General features: G+C 60.2%; 19 protein-coding genes and 2 pseudogenes. 9 read left to right on the top strand and 12 right to left on the bottom strand.

Annotated features, from left to right (window positions below; translation table 11 throughout):
• Positions 1–106: 106 nt before the first annotated feature.
• Both ddlA and J4E42_RS21070 read right to left on the bottom strand, forming a co-directional pair.
• A complete protein-coding gene (ddlA, locus tag J4E42_RS21075; protein ID WP_207286083.1) occupies positions 107–1,201 on the bottom strand; it encodes a D-alanine--D-alanine ligase in 1,095 nt (364 codons plus the stop codon).
• 10 nt (positions 1,202–1,211) lie between these two features.
• Positions 1,212–1,853 (bottom strand): LysE family translocator, encoded by a 642-nt coding sequence (locus J4E42_RS21070; protein WP_008037197.1) that lies wholly within the window; start codon positions 1,851–1,853, stop codon positions 1,212–1,214.
• 154 nt (positions 1,854–2,007) lie between these two features.
• On the opposite strand from J4E42_RS21070, the gene J4E42_RS21065 reads away from it, so the two are divergent.
• On the top strand, positions 2,008–2,817 hold the full coding sequence (locus J4E42_RS21065) for an AraC family transcriptional regulator (RefSeq protein ID WP_207286099.1): 810 nt from the start codon (positions 2,008–2,010) through the stop codon (positions 2,815–2,817).
• 76 nt (positions 2,818–2,893) lie between these two features.
• Positions 2,894–3,262, top strand: coding sequence for a cupin domain-containing protein (locus J4E42_RS21060; RefSeq protein ID WP_207286082.1), 369 nt, complete (start codon positions 2,894–2,896; stop codon positions 3,260–3,262).
• A gap of 4 nt (positions 3,263–3,266) precedes the next feature.
• Here the strand turns inward: J4E42_RS21060 and J4E42_RS21055 are convergent, their stop codons facing one another.
• From J4E42_RS21055 to J4E42_RS21045, 4 genes and pseudogenes are all read right to left on the bottom strand, one after another.
• The gene (locus tag J4E42_RS21055; protein WP_008025833.1) at positions 3,267–3,866 is read right to left on the bottom strand and encodes a flavin reductase family protein; all 600 of its coding nucleotides are present in this window, start codon (positions 3,864–3,866) and stop codon (positions 3,267–3,269) included.
• 57 nt (positions 3,867–3,923) lie between these two features.
• Positions 3,924–4,358: pseudogene (locus J4E42_RS29765) on the bottom strand (methyl-accepting chemotaxis protein); the annotation flags it as partial.
• A 159-nt stretch (positions 4,359–4,517) separates the two neighbouring features.
• A pseudogene (locus J4E42_RS29760) lies at positions 4,518–5,150 on the bottom strand (PAS domain-containing protein); the annotation flags it as partial.
• Positions 5,151–5,369: 219 nt separating this feature from the next.
• Positions 5,370–6,683, bottom strand: a complete 1,314-nt coding sequence (locus J4E42_RS21045) for an MFS transporter (protein ID WP_207286081.1) — start codon at positions 6,681–6,683, stop codon at positions 5,370–5,372.
• Positions 6,684–7,027: 344 nt separating this feature from the next.
• Here J4E42_RS21045 and J4E42_RS21040 point away from each other — a divergent pair, with 344 nt between their 5' ends.
• The 3 genes from J4E42_RS21040 (at position 7,028) to J4E42_RS21030 (ending at position 10,423) form a co-directional block, all read left to right on the top strand.
• Positions 7,028–8,446, top strand: coding sequence for a short-chain fatty acid transporter (locus J4E42_RS21040; RefSeq protein WP_008037184.1), 1,419 nt, complete (start codon positions 7,028–7,030; stop codon positions 8,444–8,446).
• A 110-nt stretch (positions 8,447–8,556) separates the two neighbouring features.
• Entirely contained in the window at positions 8,557–9,729 is a 1,173-nt protein-coding gene (locus J4E42_RS21035) for a hypothetical protein (protein ID WP_207286080.1), read from the top strand.
• 181 nt (positions 9,730–9,910) lie between these two features.
• A complete protein-coding gene (locus J4E42_RS21030) occupies positions 9,911–10,423 on the top strand; it encodes an SET domain-containing protein-lysine N-methyltransferase (protein WP_032832343.1) in 513 nt (170 codons plus the stop codon).
• Positions 10,424–10,435: 12 nt separating this feature from the next.
• Here the strand turns inward: J4E42_RS21030 and can are convergent, their stop codons facing one another.
• Entirely contained in the window at positions 10,436–11,080 is a 645-nt protein-coding gene (gene can / locus J4E42_RS21025; protein WP_008025819.1) for a carbonate dehydratase, read from the bottom strand.
• Between the two features lie 168 nt (positions 11,081–11,248).
• Here can and J4E42_RS21020 point away from each other — a divergent pair, with 168 nt between their 5' ends.
• Positions 11,249–11,653 carry a serine kinase/phosphatase gene (locus J4E42_RS21020; RefSeq protein WP_207286079.1) on the top strand — a complete coding sequence of 135 codons (405 nt, stop codon included), beginning with the start codon at positions 11,249–11,251 and terminating at the stop codon, positions 11,651–11,653.
• 115 nt (positions 11,654–11,768) lie between these two features.
• On the opposite strand, the gene rimI is transcribed toward J4E42_RS21020, so the two are convergent.
• A complete protein-coding gene (gene rimI / locus J4E42_RS21015) occupies positions 11,769–12,221 on the bottom strand; it encodes a ribosomal protein S18-alanine N-acetyltransferase (protein ID WP_008025817.1) in 453 nt (150 codons plus the stop codon).
• Positions 12,214–12,954: a hypothetical protein gene (locus J4E42_RS21010; RefSeq protein WP_008037180.1), complete on the bottom strand. Its 741-nt coding sequence runs from the start codon at positions 12,952–12,954 to the stop codon at positions 12,214–12,216. The genes rimI and J4E42_RS21010 overlap by 8 nt, the downstream gene beginning before the upstream one ends.
• A 219-nt stretch (positions 12,955–13,173) precedes the next feature.
• Between J4E42_RS21010 and mksB the strand changes: the two genes are divergently transcribed.
• From mksB to mksF, 3 genes are read left to right on the top strand one after another with little or no spacing between them, the layout of a single operon-like run.
• Positions 13,174–14,451: an Mks condensin complex protein MksB gene (mksB, locus tag J4E42_RS21005; RefSeq protein ID WP_207286078.1), complete on the top strand. Its 1,278-nt coding sequence runs from the start codon at positions 13,174–13,176 to the stop codon at positions 14,449–14,451.
• Positions 14,441–15,142 carry an Mks condensin complex protein MksE gene (gene mksE / locus J4E42_RS21000; RefSeq protein ID WP_008025812.1) on the top strand — a complete coding sequence of 234 codons (702 nt, stop codon included), beginning with the start codon at positions 14,441–14,443 and terminating at the stop codon, positions 15,140–15,142. Before mksB ends, mksE begins: the two co-directional genes overlap by 11 nt.
• Complete coding sequence (mksF, locus tag J4E42_RS20995) at positions 15,139–17,979, top strand: Mks condensin complex protein MksF (RefSeq protein ID WP_207286077.1); 2,841 nt, start codon at positions 15,139–15,141, stop codon at positions 17,977–17,979. The genes mksE and mksF overlap by 4 nt, the downstream gene beginning before the upstream one ends.
• Before the next feature lie 177 nt (positions 17,980–18,156).
• Here the strand turns inward: mksF and J4E42_RS20990 are convergent, their stop codons facing one another.
• From J4E42_RS20990 to J4E42_RS20980, 3 genes are read right to left on the bottom strand one after another with little or no spacing between them, the layout of a single operon-like run.
• Positions 18,157–20,460: an intermembrane transport protein PqiB gene (locus J4E42_RS20990; RefSeq protein ID WP_192228932.1), complete on the bottom strand. Its 2,304-nt coding sequence runs from the start codon at positions 20,458–20,460 to the stop codon at positions 18,157–18,159.
• Positions 20,453–21,076, bottom strand: coding sequence for a paraquat-inducible protein A (locus tag J4E42_RS20985; RefSeq protein WP_192228931.1), 624 nt, complete (start codon positions 21,074–21,076; stop codon positions 20,453–20,455). Before J4E42_RS20985 ends, J4E42_RS20990 begins: the two co-directional genes overlap by 8 nt.
• Positions 21,063–21,722 (bottom strand): paraquat-inducible protein A, encoded by a 660-nt coding sequence (locus tag J4E42_RS20980; RefSeq protein WP_008037175.1) that lies wholly within the window; start codon positions 21,720–21,722, stop codon positions 21,063–21,065. The genes J4E42_RS20985 and J4E42_RS20980 overlap by 14 nt, the downstream gene beginning before the upstream one ends.
• Positions 21,723–21,820: the final 98 nt, after the last annotated feature.

Raw genomic sequence — 21,820 nt, 5'->3', positions numbered from 1 at the left:
GGTCATTCAGATAGCACGCGTTATCGTTGACGATCTTCGCTGGCAAGCCAGCTCCTACAGGGAAATACGTCGTTTGAGAGGCTGAGCCTGAACAATCGCACGCAAACTAACGAGAAATCTTCAACACCTGCCGTGCCTTGTGCTTCTCCAGCGCCAGCTCGATCAGACGACTGACCAGCTCGCTGTACGTCATGCCCGTGGCCTGCCACAGCTTGGGGTACATGCTGATGCGGGTGAAACCGGGCAGCGAGTTGATCTCGTTGATCAGCACTTCACCGCTCTCCGTCAGGAACACATCGACCCGCGCCAGCCCGGAGCAGCCCAGTACCTGAAACGCCTCGACGGCCAGGGCCCGAATGCGTTCGCTGGCTTCGGTACTGATGTCAGCCGGAACCACCACTTGCGCGGCCTGTGCGTCGATGTACTTGCTGTCGTAGGAATAAAACCCGCTGCGCACGACGATTTCGCCACAGCCACTGGCAATAGCGTCTTCGTTGCCGAGCACCGCGCATTCGATCTCGCGACCGCTGACGGCGGATTCGACCAGCACTTTCTCATCGAAACCGAGGGCCAGTTCGACCGCTGCCGTGTACTCGGCCTCATCGTTGACCTTGCTCACACCCACCGAAGAGCCCTGATTCGCCGGTTTGACGAACAGCGGCAGCCCGAGTTTGCCCCGGACCTCGGCGAACCCGGTGCGCTTGGCGGTTGCGCGGGTCAGGGTCACGAACGGCGTCACCGCCAACCCGGCATCGCGCAGCAGGCGTTTGCTGATGTCCTTGTCCATGCACACCGCCGAGCCCAGCACATCGGAGCCGACAAACGGCAGATCGGCCATGCGCAGCAACCCTTGCAGGCAACCGTCTTCACCCAGCGTGCCGTGGACGATCGGGAAGATCACATCAACGTGGCCCAACAGCTCCTGACTGGAAGTCTCCACCAATTGCTGACGGGTTTTGCCCGGCACCACGGCCAGTTCGCGGTTGGATTGGTTGAGGGCGATCAGCGCCGGGTTTTCCTGGTTGAGCAGGAAATTCGACGGGTCGTTCAAGTGCCAATGACCCTGCTTGTCGATACCGATCAACACCGGATCGAAGCGCGAACGATCCAGTGCGTCGACGATGTTTTTCGCCGATTGCAGCGACACTTCGTGCTCCGCCGAACGGCCGCCAAAAATAATGCCTACCCGCAGTTTGCTCATTCAGAACTCCTCAGCGACTGGCCACCAGATGCGCACCGAACAACAGGTAGCAACTGCCGGCAAAGCGATCCAGCCATTGGCGCGAACGGTCGTACACCCGCGCCATCCGACGGCTGGAGAAAACCAGTGCCACGCTGCAATACCAACTGAACGACAACGTCGCCATGGTCATTACGGCCAGCGCCAGCAATGTCGGGGGCACCGTCGCGGGCATGGCGGTCGCGAAGATCGTCGCCACGAACAGTGCGGATTTTGGGTTGGTCATGTTGCCCAGAAAACCCTGGCCATACACCGACCACAATGTGCGCCCCGCGCCGTCAAGCAAGCGGCTGTCGCCCGCAGCAACCGGCGGTTTGCGCTTGAACTGCTTCAAGCCGAGATAGATCAGGTAACAACCACCGGCAATCTTGAAACTCAGGTAAAGCGTCGGCGCCGCGCTGAACAGCGACTTGATACCCAACCCGCCCGCCAGCCCCCAGAGCACCGTGCCGGTGGCCACGCCCAGCGCAGCCACCACGCCGTGACGTTTGGATTGACTGGCTGCCAATTGCGCGATGTTGAAGAAGTTCGGCCCCGGCGTCACCACCGCAACCGTCCACAACAACGCCAGCGACAACAACGGAGCGGCGTAGCTCAGGTGGGATATTTCCATAATGGGGGTCGCCTTCTTGGCTGCAGAGGATGCGCAACACATTGCAACATTTGCCCTCGGTTTTCTACTCACGCGAGACCTTCCATCCGCCAGCAGACAGACGACCGGTCACTGAGCTAACGTGTTCTGCATCAAGCTCAAGATAACGATCACCATGGCCCGACACCCGCCTCGCAATGACTGGTTCCACCGCGCACCCGACGTTTCCGGCCTGCAGCGTTTCGAAGCGTTTTTTGCCGGTCACGGCTACGACTTGCACCGCCACGACACCTACGCCATCGGTCACACCCTGGCCGGCGTGCAGAGTTATCAGTATCGCGGCGCCTGGCGCCACAGCCTGCCCGGCGGGACGATGGTGCTGCACCCGGACGAAGTCCACGATGGCGAGGCTGGGACCGAGAGCGGGTTCCACTACCGGATGATGTACATCGAACCGGCGCTGATCCAGCAGATGCTCGGCGGTCAGCCGTTGCCGTTCATCAAGAACGGGTTGTCGACCGACCCACGCCTGTTCGCCGCCACCCAAGTGCTGCTGCGCAGTCTCGATTGCCCGCTCGAACCGCTGGAAGAACAGGACGCGCTGTTCGATCTGGCGCAAGCCTTGAACACTGTCGGCGGAGTGACCACCAAGCGCCCAAGCTTCGACTATGTGGCAGCGGAACGCGCGCGCGAGTACATGCACAGCGCCCTGGATCGCACCGTGACCCTGGATGAACTGGCGCACCACAGTGGTCGGGATCGCTGGAGCCTGTCACGGGATTTTCGCCTGTTGTTCGGCACCAGCCCTTATCGATACCTGACCATGCGTCGCCTGGACCTGGTCCGTTCGCTGCTGATTCAGGGCCAGTCGCTGGTCAGTGCCGCGCTGATCGCCGGCTTCACCGATCAGAGCCACATGACCCGCCAGTTCAGCAAAACCTACGGCTTGTCACCGGCGCGCTGGATGAAAATGCACCGGCGCTGAGCCACGCACAATCGTACAAGAAGCGCGCCGTTGCGCTGGTTACCGTGGTTCTACGATCAACCACGAGAGCTGCTTCATGAAAGCTTACGAAAGCCTGAACTTCGCCGAAAAAATCTCACGAATCGACTCGCACTGGACACCGCGCGTCATTGCCGAAATGAACGACTACCAGTTCAAGGTGGTGAAACTGCTGGGGGATTTCATCTGGCACGACCACCTCGATACCGACGAAGCCTTCATCGTGCTCGAAGGCCAGTTGCGCATCGATTTTCGTGATGGTCACGTGCTGGTGAACGCCGGCGAAATGTACGTGGTGTCCAAGGGCATCGAGCACAAGCCGTTCGCCGAGCAAGAGGTGAAACTCCTGCTGATCGAACCCCGGGGCGTGTTGAACACCGGCGACAAGGGTGGCGAGCGCACGGCGGAGAATGACCTCTGGGTCTGAAGTCTTACGGCTGCAAGGCTTTGCCGTCCACCGGATCACCGATGGTCAGGAAATGCCCGCCCGCCACGTGGTGCAAGGTGCGTAACGCATCGTGCCCCTCGAAGTGCCAGCGACCGTCGCTGAACACGCGCTCGTCCGCCTGGGCCGCAATCACTTCGGCCAGGAACAGATCGTATTGTTGGTGGTTGTTCGGTTCCGGCAGCAACCGGCATTCGAGCCAGGCCACGCAACCTTCGAGCATCGGCGCATCGATCAACTCGCCGCTGAAGGTCTGCAAGCCATAGGTCTGGAACTTGTCCCGGCCCTGGCCTTGAGTCAGCTCCAGGCCCGAGGTCGAGCCGACGGTTTGCGCGATATCGGCCTGGGCAGCGCAAGGTACGTTCAACACGAATGTGCCCGACGCTTCCAGCAGGTGCCGGGTCCAGGTGGACTTGTCCAGCACCACGGCAATTTTCGGCGGTTCGAAATCCAGTGGCATGGCCCAGGCCGCCGCCATGATGTTGCGCTGCCCGTCATGGGCCGCACTGACCAGCACGGTCGGCCCATGGTTGAGCAGGCGATAAGCCTTGGACAAGGGAACCGGGCGGCGATGGGAAGCGCTCATGGGATCTGCTCCTGGGAAAAGAGCCGATTGTAGCGATATCCGCCCGGTTCGCAGGCATCAAGTCGTTAGCTGGTTGGCAAACTGCCCGACCGCGTTCACCACTTTCTGCGCGCCGTCCTGAATCTCGACAATAACCGTGCCCGCCTCTGCCGCCAGCGCCAGCCCCTGCTCTGCCTGAGTTTTGCCGTCGGTCATCAGCGACACCGCATTACGCGCCATGTCCTGGTTCTGACGCACCACCAGGACAATTTCATCGGTGGCCTGACTGGTGCGCGAAGCCAATTGCCGGACCTCGTCCGCGACCACGGCAAAACCACGACCCTGCTCACCGGCACGGGCCGCTTCGATCGCCGCGTTGAGTGCCAGCAGGTTGGTCTGTTCGGCGATGCCGCTGATGGTTTTGACGATGGTGCCAATCACCAGCGACTGCTCGTTCAAAGCCTCGATGCCCTCACCGGCCGTTTGCATGTGCTTGGCCAGGTCGCGCATCACGTTCACCGCTTGCGTCACTACTGCCGTGCCGCGCTGGGCGCTTTGATCGGTTTGCTGCGAGGTGCCGTAGGCAATGTTCGCCGCTTCAGCGACGGCCAGCTCCTGATTGACCTGATCGGTAATCACCGTGGCGAACTTCACCACTTTGTAGAGTTTGTTATTGGCGTCGACCACCGGGTTGTAGGACGCCTCCAGCCAGACCGTACGCCCGTGGCTGTCGATGCGTTTGAAGCGGCCGGCCACGAATTCCCCGGAATTCAGGCGACGCCAGAAGTCCTGATACTCGGCACTGGTGTGCTCCTGCGCTTCACAGAAGAGACGGTGATGTTTGCCTTTGATCTGCGCGAGGCTGTAACCCATGCCGTTGAGGAAGCGGTCGTTGGCCGACAACACGTTGCCAGCGAGGTCGAACTCGATCACCGCCGTCGAGCGCACCAGCGCGCCGATCAGGTTCTCGTGTTCACGGGATGCCTCGATGGTGCGGGTCAGGTCACTGGAGTAAATCGAGAAATGCTTGATCCGCCCGTCCCCGGAGCGCACCGGCTGCACAATCGAACGCAACCAGGCCTCTTGGCCATCGCCACGCAACAAGCGCACCGCACCGGCAAAGTGCTCGCCTCGGGTCAGCGCAGCCTTGAAGCGGTGATGGAATTCGTCGGACTTCACGTGAACAGGAACGATGTCTTCGATAGGACGATCGATCAGGTCGTGGCTCTTGTAGAGCATCTCGCTGAGAAAATTCTGATTGACCGATTGAATCCGCCCGTCGGGATCCAGGGTCAGGACCAGCATCTCGCTTTCCAGACTTTCCTTCACTTGCTGAAGGCTGGAGAGTTCTTCGCGAAGAGCCGACAACTCTTGCTTCAAGCGTTTGTTGAACATGGGAAAGCACCGATGGACAGAGATAGAAAGCGGCATGCAGCCTAGCCATCGGCCTTGGGGATGTTTTCTGAAGAGTGTTTCAGGGTTGTCCTACAAAAATAGTTGTCTTGGACGCAGCGCCACCTTCAATCAGATGGCGCCAGCCGCCGGGCAAGTGCCTGTGCTCGACGTACGCGCGCCGAAATACAGTGCGCTGCTCACGCCCACCGCGCCCATCACCGCGCAGAAAATCACGCAGATCCAAGGGCTCCACGGCATCAGACCGATCAGCAACAGCGGCGTGATACTCGCCCACGCGGCGTAGGCAATGTTGTACGTGAAGGAAATCCCCGAGACGCGAATCCGCGCCGGGAACAGGCTGACCATCACCGACGGCACCGCGCCGACCACGCCACAACTCAGGCCGGCAATCGCATACGCCAGACCGATCCAGTTGCCGCCGATGATCAGGCAGGTATAGAGCACGCCGATGCCCAGCGGCAGCAGCAGGCTGTACAGCATCACGGTGCGCCAGGCGCCGATACGGTCGACGAGCAATCCGGCGAGCACGCAGCCGATGTTCAGGAACACGATGCCCAATGCGCTCAGGCCGAAGGTGTGGCTGGCGGTCATGCCGAAGGTTTTCTGCATCATAGTCGGGGTGATGACCACAAACACCACCACGGCTGAAGTCAGCACGCAGGTGAGGATCATCGCCGGCAAAATGGCCAGGCGATGCTCACGCAGGACCGTGCGCAGTGGCAGTTCGACGGCGGCATCACGCTTCGCCTGCATCGCCATGAACACCGGGGTTTCATTGAGCCAGCGGCGCAGCCAGACGCCTATCACGCCAAATACGCCGCCCAGCAGGAACGGGTAACGCCATGCGAAATCGAGGATCTCCGCCGGGGTGAACGCCTGTGCCAGAAAGGTCGCTGTCAGCGCGCCGATCAAGTAGCCAAAGGTCAACCCGGCCTGAAGGAAACCCAGTGCATAACCGCGATGCCCGGCCGGCGCGTGCTCGGCGACGAACACCCAGGCGCTCGGCACTTCACCGCCGACCGCCGCGCCTTGCAGTACCCGCAGGACCAACAGCAGCAAGGGTGCGAAATAACCGATCTGGGCGTAGGTCGGCATGATGCCGATCAGCAGGCACGGCAGCGCCATCATCAGAATGCTCAGGCTGAAGACTTTCTTGCGCCCCAGTCGGTCGGCGAAATGCGCCATCAGAATCCCGCCCAACGGCCGTGCCAGATAACCGGTGACAAAAATCCCGAAACTTTGCAGCAGGCGCAGCCATTCGGGCATTTCCGGCGGGAAGAACAGCTGACTGAGGGTCAGGGCGAAAAACACGAAGATGATGAAATCGTAGATTTCCAGCGCGCCGCCGAGGGCCGCAAGGCCGAGGGTCTTGTAGTCCGAACGGCTGAACGGTGCCGGGCGCGAATCGTTAAGGGCAGTCATCAAAAGAACTCTGGCATGGGCAAAAAACCAAGGCGCCCATGGTCTACGCAAACGCGCCAGCGGACAACCCGTTAGACCATAGTCCCGTATCGGTAAAACTTCGTCACAAATCCTGACCGATTGATTTACTGTTGGCGCCTGTCCAGACGGGCGTTGCAGCCAGTGCCGATCAAAAACTGTAGGAGCGAGCCTGCTCGCGATGGACTCGAGATCGCCGCGTTTAACCAGTAAACACGCGTCATCGTTAACGACCATCGCGAGCAGGCTCGCTCCCACAATAAAAACGGTGTTAGGCCTCTACGGCCCTGAAGACCACAACAATCATAAAAATTCGAGGTACTCCCGTGGCCGCTGATATCGAAGATACCCGCTCCGCCCGTTTTGCCCTGCGCTGTTCAAGTTTTGCCGAACGCTGGTTTCCTGATTCCTGGGTGTTTGCTGCCCTGGCGGTGATCATCGTCGCCGTGGCCACCCTGTTCATGGGCGCAAAACCCACCGATGCCGCGATGGCCTTCGGTGACGGGTTCTGGAGCCTGATCCCGTTCACCATGCAGATGGCGTTCGTGGTAATCGGTGGTTATGTAGTCGCCAGCTCGCCGCCCGCCGTCAAGCTGATCGACCGTCTGGCGCGCATCCCCAAGAACGGCCGTTCCGCCGTGGCGTGGGTGGCGCTGATTTCCATGGTCGCGTCGCTGCTGAACTGGGGCTTGTCGCTGGTGTTCGGCGGCTTGTTGGTGCGCGCCCTCGCCCGCCGCGTCGACCTGAAAATGGATTATCGCGCCGCCGGTGCTGCCGCCTACCTGGGCCTTGGCGCGGTGTGGGCCCTGGGCCTGTCGTCGTCCGCCGCGCAGTTGCAGGCCAACCCGGCCAGTTTGCCGCCGTCGATTCTGTCGATCACCGGGGTGATTCCGTTCACGCAAACCATCTTTCTCTGGCAGTCCGGCGTCATGTTGCTGGCGCTGATCGTGATCTCGCTGATCATTGCCTACGCCACCGCCCCGGGCCCGAACTCGGCCCGCGATGCCAAAGCCTGCGGCATCGACCCGAGCTTCAACCTGCCACCGCTGCAACCGCGCACTCGCCCCGGCGAATGGCTGGAACACAGCCCGCTGCTGACGATTCTGCTGGTGCTGCTGGCGGCCGGGTGGCTGTTCCACGAGTTCTCGACCAAACCGGCGATCAGTGCGATTTCCGGGCTGAACACCTACAACTTCCTGTTCATCATGCTCGGTGCCTTGCTGCACTGGCGCCCGCGCAGTTTCCTCGATGCGGTGTCCCGCGCGGTGCCGACCACCACCGGCGTGCTGATCCAGTTCCCGTTGTACGGCTCGATCGCCGCGCTGATGACCACGGTCAAAGGCACTGATGCGCAGACTCTGGCGCACCACATCTCGACCTTTTTCGTACAGATCGCGTCCCACGACACCTACGCACTGCTGATGGGCGTGTACTCGGCGATCCTCGGCTTCTTCATCCCGTCGGGCGGCGGCAAGTGGATCATCGAAGCGCCGTACGTGATGCAAGTGGCCACCGACCTGAACTACCACCTGGGCTGGGCCGTGCAGATCTACAACGCCGCCGAAGCCCTGCCGAACCTGATCAACCCGTTCTACATGCTGCCGCTGCTGGGCGTGCTGGGTTTGAAGGCGCGGGACTTGATCGGGTTTTCGTTCGTGCAACTGCTGGTGCACACGCCGCTGGTGCTGTTTCTGCTGTGGGCGCTGGGGACGACGCTGACGTATACGGCGCCGGTGATGCCGTAATGCAAAAAGGGGCCGATATTTCTATCGGCCCCTACTTCTCGTTCGGCCTCTTCTGTTTCAGTATGTCTTCGCCCGTTCTCGAGGGCCCACACGCTGAAAAGGATCTGAGCATGTTCAAACTCGCAGCACTCACCCTTGCCGCCCTGACCCTGAGCACCGCCGCCCAGGCGGATGCCGATCTGAAGCTGGGCAGCACCGAGCGCGTCACCCGGCTGTTCGCTTACCCCAACAATTGCAACGTGATCTGCTTTCGCAACTGGACGCTGGAGCAAACCGTCGAGCATTACCTGACGCAGAGCGTGCAGCGTGATGGTTACAGCGATGCGAAGGTGCAGGTCAAAACCGATAACAATCAGCTCTATGCCGCAATCACCGGTGTGCCCAGGGGCTATGAAAAGCCGTTGGCAGCGCTGCTCGATGCCGGCGATCTGGCTTATACCGGCGCCAGCAAGCTGAATGCCGACGGCAAGTGGGCTTACAGCTGGTACTTGTTCCTGCCGCTGGGCATGGCCCTGGAGAACCGCAGAAGTGTCGAGCTGCTGCACTTCCCGCCGGATTACTCGCTGACTCAGGCCCAGGACTATCTGGAGTCCAAGACCACCGATCGCTGGGCCACGCTGCTGACGATCAACGGCATCCCTGCCGATCAGACACCGGCTTTCCAGACCATCATCGACATCGCGCCGATCGCCGCGCCGTCCAACGCCGGCAAGGATCTGGAAGGCGTCTACGACTACTTCAAGGACTACCAGTCCACCATGGTCAAGGAAGTCAGCCAGAACGCCAGCGGTGCCGCGTTGCCGATGGTCGCGTTCGGTGCGCCGGTGCGTAACTGGATCAAGCAGCAATACGGGCCGACCGTAAACGTGCTGGGCCTGGCAACCATCAGTCCGAAAGAAGGGGTGAAAGTGCCGGTGCTGGGTTCCAACCACCCGAGCTACATCTGGTACGCCGCCGACCCGGACAGCTACACCGGCAAAGATGCCCAGGCCCAGGCCGACGCAGCGGGCCTGAAAGTCATGGGCCAGGACTTGAGTGCCGCATGCTGGCAGGCCGCAATGGGCCGCGACCTCGACAGCAATCCAGACATTGAGCTGAGAAGTTGCACCCAGACCTGGCAAGTGGCCCAGGCAGTTAAAACCTGCGAACTGTTCTACACCTCGATCCGCAACCTGACGCCTGGGCAAGCCACGGCCAAATGCGCGACGACGCCGATCAAGGCTCAACTCAAACAGCTCAAGGTCCCCACGCCTGCGACCGCAGTGCCTGCTACGCATCTGTAAAAAACTGAACGGCGTTCCTGCGTGAGCCTTGGCTGACGTGGGAACGCGCGCTTTTCCTCTGTCAGTTATGACAGTAGACCGGTGGTTTTTTTTGCGAGAGTCTTGAGGCGTACCCATGTGCTGCAGGGCTGACAGGATGTCAGCTGACGGAGGTCGCAGCGCCCCGCCGACAAGGATTGTGATGAAACCCCACGCTGAGCAAGGAATCACCTCACCGCCATTCAATGGCATCTATCCGTTTATGGAATTGCCCCCTCGACTGGGATTCCCTACCACGGAAGACTTTCAAATCATCAACAATGCTCAGGGAGAGCCGATCGCTGTCGCCGCTTTGCGCGAATTCCCTCGGCTCAGCCGAATCTGCCGTATTTCCGGGCATTTGCTGCCCTATCGCTGCCGACGCACTCGGCAAATGGCGCCGGGCATTCATGTCTATGACCCGCGCTTCTGCGGATTGCTTAACCACGCCTGCGACCCCAACGCCTTTCTCGACATGAGTGAACTGTGGTTATGGGCGCTGAAGGACATCAGAAAAGGTGATCGGCTGACGATGGATTTCGCCACGACGGAAGACAGGCTGCAGCGGCAGTTTGCCTGCCGCTGTGGTTGTACTTGCTGCCGTGGCTGGATCACCGGCTACGACGAATCGCCGAATGCCGATGGCCAGTTGTTCTTCCAGAATTGGCGCCGATGACGCCGGGGGCTTTTACAGCGGCTCGAATGGACGCAGGCGGTACTGCGGCGGCAACTGCTCGAAACCACTGATGGTGGCATTCAGGCTCTTCCACCGACCGTCCTTGATGCCGTAGATGCAGCCGTGAATCGACAGTTTCTGCCCGCGGTGCCAGGCGTTTTGCACAATGCTGGTGTGCCCGACGTTGGCCACTTGCTGGATCACGTTGAGCTCGCAGAGGCGGTCGACCCGCTCTTCTTCGGTTGGCAGTTTGGAGAGTTCTTCGCGCTTTTCGTAGTAAAGGTCACGAATCGACCGCAGCCAGCCATCGATCAAGCCGAACTGGCGATCCTGCATCGAAGCACGCACGCCGCCGCAGCCATAGTGGCCGGTAACGAGGATGTGTTTGACCTTGAGCACGTCCACCGCGTACTGAATCACCGACAGGCAGTTGAGGTCAGTGTGCAGCACCACGTTGGCCACGTTGCGGTGGACAAACAGGTCACCGGGCAGCATGCCGACAATCTCGTTCGCCGGTACGCGGGCGTCGGAACAGCCGATCCAGAGGAATTCCGGCGTTTGCTGACGCGCCAGTTTGGCGAAGAAATCAGGATCTTCTTTGGTGATCGCGTCAGCCCAGCGCTCGTTGTTATCAATCAGATCTTGTAAGTCGTTCATGCAATGAAGCCTCGAGAATGATGCGCTGCTTTGACAGACAACCGTCCGTCGGGGTCACGCGCAAGATGCAGATTGCCGATGAGGCATATTACCGGTGTTCCCTGCCGGCGGAATTCCGGGCAGCCCAGTGGGTCTACCGTAGTAAGGCTCACAGTATGAGGAATTACCATGAATGATTCACGACGTCCGTACGATGCGGCGCAACCCGAGCCCATCGACGACAACGAAGACCGCATGGGTTCGCTGCAGGAGCTGGATTTCGAGGAGGAAGAACCCAGCGCGAAAATCGGCGACGAACTGACGCAAACGGAACGCGAGCGACTGATACCGCGCGCGCGCGTGCGTGAAGCCGGCATGACCGGCGCCTCGACCGCTGATCATGAATCCACCGATGATGACATGAGCCCGGAAACGTTGATCCGTGAAGACGGTGCGCGGGATGCGCATGAGGCCGGTGACGATTACCGGGCCGATTGGGATTTGAGCATCGTCGATGAAGATGACATCGGCGGGGGTAATGGGTTGGATGAAGAAGAACTGGCGCGGCTGGATCCGCTGGATGGGAATCGGTGATCGTGGGTGTCAATGAGGACGCCTTCGCGGGCAAGTCGGATCGCCGCCCGCTCGCTCCTACGTTTGCAATGCAATTCCCTGTAGGAGCGAGGCTTGCCCGCGAAGCTTTTGAGGCTCAATCCACCAGGGTGCAGGCCATGACCACCGCATCTTCGCGCCCACCCACCGCCGGATAATAATCCCGACGCCGGCCAATCTCGTTGAACCCGTACCGCTCATACAACCGGAACGCCGAGCGATTGCTGTCGCGCACTTCCAGAAAACATTCCCGCGCCTCAGCCTTGTAGGCAATCGACATCAGGTGCTCCAGCAGCGTCAAACCCAGGCCGCGGCCCTGATTTTCCGGTTTGACGGTAATGTTCAGCAGGTGCGCTTCATCCAGAATGATCTGCACCACTCCGTGCCCGACCTGCTGTGAACCTTCGAACATCAGCCAGATCTGGTACTTGCCCAGCCCATCGAGAAAAATTCCGCGGGTCCAGGGATGGCTATACGCCGCGAATTCAATTTTCAGGACAGCGTCCAGGTCCGCCTCGGTCATCGGGCGAAACGATACAGCGTCACTCATTCGATTCTTTCCAGCGCGCCATCAGCCGACGCATGGCTTGCCAGACATCAGCCTTACGCTGTGGCTCTTCCATTAATAATTCCAGGCCCGGCAGGGCCCAGACCGCGCCCAGGCCTTCGACCTGAAGTTCACGATTGAAGGATTCGGCGTTGGCCTCGCCGGCAAAACGCACCGCCGGCAGGCCGATCAGCCACACGCAGACGCACGGTGCGTCTTCCAGCCGGGCCGAGAGAAAACCTTGTACGAAGTCACGAGCCGCTTCCGGGCCTTGATCCATGGTGCCGCGAACCAACAATGGCCAGCGCACCGGTTCGCCGACAATTTGCGGGCTGTCCGGCAGACCGGCGGCGCGCAACATGTCCTTGAGCAGCAGATAGGCGGGATCACGGGTCTGGAAGGTTTCGCCTGTGGGTAACTCCACCAGCAGCAGGCACCGACCGGCACGCAGCAATTGCAGGGCGAAACGCGGTGGCGGCACGACCGGCGCCTTGACCGCGACCGGTGCCTCTTCTTCTTCGACCTTGGCGTTGGTGCGCGTGCTGGCCAACGATGGCCGCGGCACCTCGATTTTTACCCGTTCGGCCGGTTTGACCACAGGTTCCGCAGGCGCATCGGCCACTGGAGCCAGCGCCACCGGGGCGACGACCAACGGCTCCGGCATTTCCAGCAGCTCGGGCCGCGAAGGCGCGGCAAAGGGCAATTCGGTACGCGGCAGCCAGTTGACCACCTGCATGGCGGTCAAATAAGCGCGGCGACGGGACTCGATTAGCAAAGGTCGGCCACTTGTGGATAACTAAAGTGCGCTGATTCTACCGCCCTTCGCTCAAGATCGCCCGCGCTTGATCGATACTCTTTCCCTTAGAAACAGCTACAGCCCGTCCCGAGAGTGAATCGCATCGGTCCCGATGCAGTACAATCGCGGCTTTTAATCGCCAACCAGCCGGCCATTCCGATGATCGAACCCAAGCGCGTCTTGCGCGCCCTCGCTGAACACTGGGCACTTCTGGAGCCACTGTGCGAGCACTTCGACCAAGGCACACTGAGCCTCAACGAACTGCGCACGCAACTGGCCGCCCAGCAACTCGACAGTACGCCGCAGGACATCACCAGCCTGCTGGACGTGTGGATCCGCCTCGACATTCTGGTTCCCGTGGCAAAAAGCCCGAACCGTTTCGAGCTCAACGCCCAGATCCACGACTTCCTCGCTTACCTGCGCCGTGAGCACCGCCTGGGCCTGTGCCTGGAAATCGAAGCCTATTTGCGCCACCTCGAACGCCTGGCCGGTTACATTCAGGACGCCTTCGACATCCGCGACGGCCACGACCTGGCGCGCCAATTGCGCCTGCTCGACATGCGTGTGCGCGATGTACTGAAGAAACTCGCCAACGACGAACAGGCCCTGGTGGCCGTCGCCGAACGCGCCAAGACCAGCGACCGACAGATTCCGCTGCGTCAGCGTTACGCCGAAGTACTGGCGACCTGGGACGAATACGTCGAGCCGATGATTCAGTTGGTGAACGCCGACGGCGCCTTCGAACAAGGCGTGCGCAAAGTCGAAAACGTCCTGTTGAAGATGCTCACCGAGCAGCAACGCCTCGGCCACCTGGTCGACGACGACATGCTGCTGCGCACCCACGCGCGCATCCTTGAAATGCAGACCAGCGCTCAATTGACGCTGCGTCATGCTCGCGAACTGCTGCTGCCGCTGCGTGAAGAAGCTCGCCGGCACAACGCCGTGACCCGTGGCGCAGCGCTGGCCTTGTCGGCCATCCGTCGCAAAGGTATCGACGCGGTGCCACAAGCGGCGATGCCGATGTTCACCCGGCCGCAAAGCACCTTCCTCGGCAGCGCCAGTCAGGTCGAAGCCTACGTCTACGCGCTGGCCCGTTTCGAGCCGAAACCGGCGCGTTTCCCCAAGGCCCACAAGACCCAGAAAGGCGAAGCGCCACGCGCACCACGTACCGTTCGCGAAATGCTTGAACGTTGTGAAGACGCCCTGCCGATGCCAGACCTGATGACCTGGCTGCTGGAACAGGAACCGAACGGCGCCACCGACGAATTGCTGTACTGGTTCTCGCGCCTGTCGCGGGAAAAACGCTTCAAACGCGAGCGTCTGGAACGCCGCGATTACCACACTCACGAGCACCAGGTCAGCCTGCGCTCCTTCGCCCTGCTCTCGGCCGGCCCAGATGCCATCGAGAATTCTGCGAGCATTCCACATGCATCTTGATCTATCCGAACTGTCCCAGCTGGCACCGATCTTTCGCGAGCTGTTCAAGGGCTACCACGTCAGCCGCCGCGACCCGGAGCTGTACGCGCAACTGTCGAACTTCCAGGACCAGTACCGCACGCTGTTCAAGGCACTGGGTTTTGAACTGGTTTGCGACACCCGCGGTTTCTACTACTTTGTGCCGGACCTCGCCGCTGCGGCGGTGAACAAGACCGCGCAGCGTCTGGCGCTGTTCACCTTCATCCTCGTCGAGCATCTGGCCGATCAGGGCCGTGACCCGATTGCCGTGCTCGATGGCGGCAGCCTCGGTCGCGATGAATTGCCATCGTTGCTGGAAAAGTACCGCGACCTGTTCATCCAGGCCGAAGTGCAGACCGTCGAAGAACTCGAAGAAAAAATCATGCGCCGCATGACGCAGCTCGGGTTTGCCGGCGAAGAAAACGGCGTCTACCGTTTCCTGCCGCCGATGCACCGTTTCCTCGACGTCTGCCTGTCGGTTCAGCAGGACCGCGACTTGGCCGCCAGCCTGCACAGCGTGCTGCCGCTGCCGGTTCCGGTGCTGATCGACGACGACAGCGACGAAAAACTGCTGCAAACCGATGATCCACTGGACCTCAGTGACTTCGCTGAAGAAAGCGAAGAAGACGCCCTGGCCCGCGCCATTGCCGAAGAACAGGAGACCGACGCATGAGCAAGGAACGCTACGGCATTCGCCGCTTTGCCCTTTTGAACACCGCCGGTTACAGCCTCGGCCTGTTTCCGCTGGAAGAACCGTTGTCGGTCTACGGCGCGAACAACCTCGGTAAATCCGCCTCGATCAACGCGTTGCAGTTCCCGATTCTGGCGCGCATGTCGGACATGAGTTTCGGCAAGTACAGCCTGGAACAATCCCGGCGTTTCTACTTCGCTTCGGACACCAGTTACATCCTGGTGGAAGTCTCGCTGCCCCACGGTCCGCACGTGATCGGCGTGGTCGGTCGTGGCCCGGGCGGTGGTTTCGGTCACCAGTTCTTTGCCTATGCCGGCAAACTCGACCTGGCCCATTACCAGAAAAACGACACCTGCCTGCGTCAGAAAGAGCTGTTCACCAACCTTGAGCGCGAAGGCCTGAAAGCCTACGAACTCAAGCCGGATGAACTGCGTCGTTTGCTGGTCGGCGGCCACACCTCGATTCCGCTGGACCTGACCCTGATTCCGCTGCGCTCCACCAGCGAGCAGAGCCTGAAGACCTTCCGCGCGCTGTTCATCAACCTGCTGCACATGCGCGAAATCACCGCGGCCAAGCTCAAGCAATTGTTCCTCGATGCTTTCGAGCACAGCCTGCGTTCCGGCAGCGTCGATTACATCGCTGCGTGCGAAGAAGCCTTCCGCGATGTACGACGCATGGAGCAGGACTACAACTCGCTGGTCACCGCCGGCCCGCTGGTTGAAGCGCTGGCCGCAGGCGTTGCCCAGCGCAATATTCTGCGCGGCAAACTGCACCGGATCTCGCCGCTGCTCGATTCGTTGCTCGGCACCTGGTCGGACTATGCCAGTGCACGCAAAGAAGAATTGACGATTCAGGCCGAACATTACCGCAACGAGCAGGACGCGCTGCAAAACGATCAGCGCGGCGGCACGCAGGAGCTGATGCGTCTGGAGCGGGAAATCACCGGTATCCAGCGTTGGCTCGGCGAGTTGTCGGTGCTCAAGCATCGCTTCGCGTTGGTGACTGACGTCAAGGTCCTGGAGCAGCAATTGCTCGCGGCCAAGGACGCGCACGATGAACTGGCCGGTGCGCTGGCGCAGTCGCGGCAGTTCTCTGCCGAAGACCTGGAAGAGCGTCTGCGCGATCTGGAAAAACGCCTGAAATCGGTGAAACAGCAACTCGATCACGCCGACAACAACAGCTACGCTCGTCTGCGCGAAGAGTTTTCGCAACAGGATGTCGAGCGTCTGATGCGCCTGTTCAACAGCGCGCTGTTCAGCCTGCCGTTGGGCGAGCATGGCATCACGCTGGACGAGGACGGTCAGTGGGTCAAATCCATGGAGCTGATCCTCGACGGCTTCAAAGGCGAGCGCTTCGAAGTGCCGGGCCTGTCCATCGACATCTCGCACATTGAACCCCCGGCGTTGCAGGCCCTGGCGGACCGCGCCGCGTTGCGCGATCAGAAAGACCGCCTGGAAAAAGAACTCAAGCAACTGAAAACCCAGGCTGCCGTGGTCGCCGACCGCGCAGCGAGCAAGACCCAGACCGAAGCGCTGTACCAGCAAGTGCTGGACGCGCAGAAAGCCCTGGAAGATTTCCGCCGCACGCAAACCCTGAGCGCCGAGGAAGACGACAAGCTTGAGCAACTGGCGCAGATGGAAGCGGCGCAGGAAGAACTGAAGCGCTCCAGCGACGCGTTCACCGAACGCGTCCAGCAACTGTCGGCCAAGCTGCAACTGGTCGGCCGGCAGATCGGCGACATGGAAGCCAAGCAACGCACCCTCGACGACGCCCTGCGCCGCCGTCAGTTGTTGCCGGCAGACCTGCCGTTCGGCACGCCGTTCATGGACCCGATCGACGATTCCATGGACAACCTGTTGCCGCTGCTCAACGACTATCAGGACAGCTGGCAGGGCTTGCTGCGCAGCGATGGCCAGATCGACGCGTTGTACGCTCAGGTGCGCCTCAAGGGCGTGGCCAAGTTCGACAGCGAAGACGATATGGAGCGTCGCCTGCAACTGCTGATCAACGCGTATGCACACCGCACCGACGAAGCCCTGACCCTCGGCAAGGCACGCCGCGCCGCGGTTACCGACATCGCCCGGACCCTGCGTAACATCCGCAGCGACTACGACAGCCTTGAGCACCAACTGGCGCTGTTCAACCGCGAGATCAACAAGCGTCAGGTCTCCAACCTGCAGAGCTTCCGCATCGTGCTTGCGCCGAACAAGGAAGCGCTCAAGCACATCGACCAGATCATCCACAGCGCCGGTCAGTACGAAGAAGGCGAAACCCTCTCCGTGTTCGACCTGAGCCAAAGCGCCGATCAAGACAACAAGAACGAAGAAGCCAAGGAATACCTGGCGCGCCTGGTAGCGGCGAACCACAACCAGCTTGGTCTCAAGGACTTGTTCGAACTGGCGTTCGAGATCACCAAGGTCAACGGTCAACCGGTGATCCACACCGACATCGACGGCGCTGCGTCCAACGGCACGACGATGACCATCAAGGCGCTGACCAACATGTACTTGTTACTGCACTTGATGGACCGCGACCAGGCCGGTCGCGTGCGCCTGCCGTACTACCTCGACGAAGCGGCGGACATCGACGAGAAAAACCAGGCAGCGTTGCTGGAAACCAGTCTGCAACTGGGCTTCGTGCCGATTCTGGCGAGTGTGAAGCCGCAGGTCTGTGCCAGTGTGGCGATTGACCTGGAAGGCGGTAGCGGGCCGAACGGGATCTACATCGATGAGGCGGACTGGAAGTACATCCGTCGTCACGATGAGGTGAAGGCTGTGGTTAATGTTGAAGCGGATGAACCGGAGCTGGATGCGGTCTGATTTGCATTAATCGAAGGCAATAAAAAAGGCCGCGATCCAATCGCGGCCTTTTTTTGTCTGGTGGTTATGTGTTGGCTATCCGGACCTCTTCGCGGGCAAGCCTCGCTCCTACAGGTTCGGTGCTGATCTGTAGGAGCGAGGCTTGCCCGCGAAGGCGCCCTCCCAGGCGCCAACAGATTATTTACCGAGCGAGATCTTCGGCGCCCAGGTCAGCCATTCATCTTCAAACTTGTCGAACAACGGGAAAGTTTGCTCCGCTCGCGCCGGGTTACCCATGCGATCCCCATCCGGCGTGGCGAAAGCAATACCGCCCTGAATCAGCGTCTCCAGCGATTCGGTACGAACCGTCGCGCCTTTGAACAAACCGTAATCGAAACCGAAACCGCTGGTGTTCCAGAATCGCGTGCCGCTGCGCACCAATGGCGCGTACTTCGGCTCGATCAGGATGTGTATCAACACACGGTCAGCCGTCTGGCCCAGCTCATACCCCGTCACCTTGCCCACGGTGACTTCGCGATACGTCACTGGCACCCCGGTTTTCAACGAACCTCGGCGAGCGGCGCTGAGAACCAGACTTAACCCGGCTTCCTGTTTGGCGGTTTCAGGAGGATTGGCCAGCGCTACGAAGTTATTCTGCGGCCCGAGGTTTTTCGCTGCCGGCTGCACTTCGATGTATTGACCGGTCACCAGGGTTTCCAGGTTCGACGTTTTGAGCAGACCCAGCTCGGGCTTGACCACCCAGAACTGACTGCCGGCCCGAGCGATACGCTCCGGCACTTCGGTGATCCGCGCGGTGAGCATCACCGATTGCAGGTCATCCGTGAGGTCGACGTCTTCAATCTTGCCAACATCCAGGCCTTTGAATCTCACCGGAGTGCCGCTGCGCAAGCCATCGGCGCGATCGACCTTGATCGTGATCACGGCGCCTTTCTGGTTGGCTTCGTCATGGCTGGCGAACAAACGGAAACGCGGGATTTTCTTTTGCAGCGGGGCTTTGGCCAGCGGGGTTTCGAAGGCGATACCGCCGGCCATCAGGCTTTGCAGCGATTCACTTTTGACCTGGATTCCGCCAGTCAATCCGCCCGTGAGCGTAATGCCACTGGCATTCCAGAATCGAGTCGAGGCGTTAACCAGCCCTTCGTATTCCTTCTCGATGTGTACGCCAATCACCAATTGTTTTTTGGTGCGCGAGAACTGATAGCTCTGTACCGAACCGACCTTGACCTGCTTGTAGAGAATTGGACTGCCGACTTCCAGCGAACCAAGATTTTCGGTGAACAACACCAGGTGCAGACCCGGCGAACGCAAATCCAGCGGCGGCGCCTTGGCCCGTGCCACGAACTCACGTTGTGGTGCTGCGCCTTTATCGCCGGGACGCACAGCGATGTAGTTACCTTTGACCAGCGCTTCAAGCCCGGTGATACCGGCCAGGGAGATCGACGGTTTGACCACCCAGAATTGAGTGCCTTCGACCAGGTAATCTTCGGCCAGAGGATCAAGGGTCAGTTCAGCGGTAGCACCGGACAGATCAGGATCGATCTTCAGCGCTTTCAGATTGCCGACCTGAATGCCTTTGTACATTACCGGCGTACGACCGGCCTGCAGGCCTTCGAAATCGCTGAGTTTGACCTTGACCCGTATACCGGCCGCCGCCGCATCGAAGTCTTCATAGAGACGGAACGGCAGGCTCGGATCGGTGGGCGGGCTGTCCCTGCGGTTTTCCGGCGTGGCAAACGCGATACCACCGGCGACGATGCTGGCCAGGGACTCACTGCGCACTTTCACACCGGACAGGTTGGCGTCGATGCTGATGCCGCTGGCGTTCCAGAAACGTGTGTGTTTGCGTACGAGCTTGGCGTAGGTGGGTTCGATGAACACTTTGAGCTCAACCGTGCTTTGGTCTTCGGACAGCAAGTAACTTTTGATCTGTCCTACTTTGATCTGCTTGTAGAACACCGGGCTGCCACGGTTCAGCGAACCGAGGCGGTCAGCCTTGATGGTCAGGTGCAACCCGGGCTGGGCATCCGACAGCGGCGGTTCTTCAGCCAGGGCCTTGAACCGGCGTGTGGGCTCGCCTTCCCCCGGACTGATCGCGACGTAGTTACCGGAAACCAGGGTTTCCAGGCCCGTGATACCCGCCAGGGTCACGCTCGGCTTGACGAGCCAGAAGCGTGTGCTGGTCCGCAGGTATTGCTCCACGTCCTTGTTCATTTCAACGGTGGCGATCACCCCTTTGGAGGCGCCTTCATCATCGAGCGTGAGGGTTTTCACCTTGCCGACCGACATGCCTTTGTAGACCACTTCGGTCTTGTTGGCCTGAATGCCTTCACCGCTTTCGAAACGCACCTGAATCTCGATGCCGGTCTCGTTGTAGGCACGCCAGCCGAGCCAGCCGCCGATGATCAAGGCGATCAGGGGCAACACCCAAATGGCTGACCAGTTCGAGGCCGGTCGGGTTTTCGCTGTGGGCAAATCAGTCATGGTCGTCGTCCGACTCCGTGTTATCCCAAATCAGTCGGGGATCGAAAGTTACTGCGGCAAGCATCGTCAGAATCACCACACTGGCGAAAGCGATGGCGCCAAGATTGGCTTCGACACTGGCAAGCCGTCCAAAATTCACAACCGCCACCAGGATGGCAATCACAAAGATATCGAGCATTGACCAGCGACCGATGAACTCGATAAAGCGGTACATCCAGATCCGTTGACGAGCCGAAAGCGGCTGGTGGCGCTGCACGGAAAACAGCAGCAAGGCGATGCCCACCAATTTGAACGTGGGCACCACGATACTGGCGATAAACACCACAGCGGCGATGGGAAGCATGCCGTGTTGAACCAGTTGGATCACACCGGACATGATGGTGCTGGGATCGCCCTGACCGAGGGAACTGACCGTCATGATCGGCAGTACGTTGGCCGGAATGTAGAGAATCGCTGCCGTGATCAGCAACGCCCAGGTACGAGCGAGGCTGTTGGGACGGCGGGCGTGAACCAGCGCACCGCAGCGGGTGCAGACCTGCTCGTCGGTGTCAGCTTCCTGCTTGTTCAATTCATGGCATTCGGCGCAAATCAGAATGCCTGCATCAATCGCCCGCATGGGCATCCTCTCCTGATAAAGCCTGCCAGATCTGATGGGGCGACATCACGACCTCCAACCAGACCTGGACCAACAACAAACTGATAAAGCACGCCAGGCCGAGACCGATGGTGATTGCTGCCATATCTGCCAGTTTGACGATCGCCACCAGCACGCCCATGAGGTAGACCTCGAGCATCCCCCAATCGCGTAGATGGTGATAAATCCGATAGAGCAACAAACCGTAACTACGGCCGATATCAAAACGAATGCTCAGCAGCACGGCCAGTTGGCAAAGCAGTTTGAGCAACGGGATCCCCATGCTGCACAGGAACACAATCACTGAGACGCCTTGCATTCCGGTATCGAACAGGCCGACAACGCCACTCCAGACAGTATCTTGCGACGACTGCCCGAGTAGATTGAGCTGCATGATGGGTAAAAAGTTCGCCGGGATGTACAACAACAGCGCGGAGATGACCAAGGCGAGACTGCGTTGCACAACATTGTGCCGATGGGCATAGAGCTCGTAACCGCAGCGCGGACACAGGGCTTTCTCGCCATGGGCGAGCTTGGGCTTGCGCATCAGCAAGTCGCACTCATGGCACGCCACCAAGTCGTCCAGCGGTAATTCTGACAGCCCGGGGGCGTCAACCGGATCTGACATAAAGGCACTGACTCCGAAAAAGTTGGACCTATTCTAGTGTCCTGAGTCGAAAATAACTGTGCAAATTTGTGCTCGTCTGGAGTGTACTTTTTTCCAGG

It is taken from the genome of Pseudomonas sp. FW300-N2A2, assembly GCF_017351735.1.
GTDB classification, from domain to species: Bacteria; Pseudomonadota; Gammaproteobacteria; order Pseudomonadales; family Pseudomonadaceae; genus Aquipseudomonas; species Aquipseudomonas migulae.
The sequence above is the reverse complement of the archived record's forward strand: the minus strand, read 5'-3'. Positions and strand labels throughout refer to the sequence as shown.

What these genes read in the sequence shown, in the direction of transcription:
- J4E42_RS21030 (WP_032832343.1), top strand. Translation starts at nt 9,911, where the DNA reads ATGAAACCCCACGCTGAGCAAGGAATCACCTCACCGCCATTCAATGGC.
- J4E42_RS21070 (WP_008037197.1), bottom strand. Translation starts at nt 1,853, where the DNA reads ATGGAAATATCCCACCTGAGCTACGCCGCTCCGTTGTTGTCGCTGGCG.
- J4E42_RS20980 (WP_008037175.1), bottom strand. Translation starts at nt 21,722, where the DNA reads ATGTCAGATCCGGTTGACGCCCCCGGGCTGTCAGAATTACCGCTGGAC.
- J4E42_RS21010 (WP_008037180.1), bottom strand. Translation starts at nt 12,954, where the DNA reads ATGCAGGTGGTCAACTGGCTGCCGCGTACCGAATTGCCCTTTGCCGCG.
- J4E42_RS20990 (WP_192228932.1), bottom strand. Translation starts at nt 20,460, where the DNA reads ATGACTGATTTGCCCACAGCGAAAACCCGACCGGCCTCGAACTGGTCA.
- mksE (WP_008025812.1), top strand. Translation starts at nt 14,441, where the DNA reads ATGCATCTTGATCTATCCGAACTGTCCCAGCTGGCACCGATCTTTCGC.
- J4E42_RS21020 (WP_207286079.1), top strand. Translation starts at nt 11,249, where the DNA reads ATGAATGATTCACGACGTCCGTACGATGCGGCGCAACCCGAGCCCATC.
- J4E42_RS21065 (WP_207286099.1), top strand. Translation starts at nt 2,008, where the DNA reads ATGGCCCGACACCCGCCTCGCAATGACTGGTTCCACCGCGCACCCGAC.
- J4E42_RS21045 (WP_207286081.1), bottom strand. Translation starts at nt 6,683, where the DNA reads ATGACTGCCCTTAACGATTCGCGCCCGGCACCGTTCAGCCGTTCGGAC.
- J4E42_RS21035 (WP_207286080.1), top strand. Translation starts at nt 8,557, where the DNA reads ATGTTCAAACTCGCAGCACTCACCCTTGCCGCCCTGACCCTGAGCACC.
- J4E42_RS21055 (WP_008025833.1), bottom strand. Translation starts at nt 3,866, where the DNA reads ATGAGCGCTTCCCATCGCCGCCCGGTTCCCTTGTCCAAGGCTTATCGC.
- mksF (WP_207286077.1), top strand. Translation starts at nt 15,139, where the DNA reads ATGAGCAAGGAACGCTACGGCATTCGCCGCTTTGCCCTTTTGAACACC.
- J4E42_RS21060 (WP_207286082.1), top strand. Translation starts at nt 2,894, where the DNA reads ATGAAAGCTTACGAAAGCCTGAACTTCGCCGAAAAAATCTCACGAATC.
- J4E42_RS20985 (WP_192228931.1), bottom strand. Translation starts at nt 21,076, where the DNA reads ATGCGGGCGATTGATGCAGGCATTCTGATTTGCGCCGAATGCCATGAA.
- rimI (WP_008025817.1), bottom strand. Translation starts at nt 12,221, where the DNA reads ATGAGTGACGCTGTATCGTTTCGCCCGATGACCGAGGCGGACCTGGAC.
- can (WP_008025819.1), bottom strand. Translation starts at nt 11,080, where the DNA reads ATGAACGACTTACAAGATCTGATTGATAACAACGAGCGCTGGGCTGAC.
- ddlA (WP_207286083.1), bottom strand. Translation starts at nt 1,201, where the DNA reads ATGAGCAAACTGCGGGTAGGCATTATTTTTGGCGGCCGTTCGGCGGAG.
- mksB (WP_207286078.1), top strand. Translation starts at nt 13,174, where the DNA reads ATGATCGAACCCAAGCGCGTCTTGCGCGCCCTCGCTGAACACTGGGCA.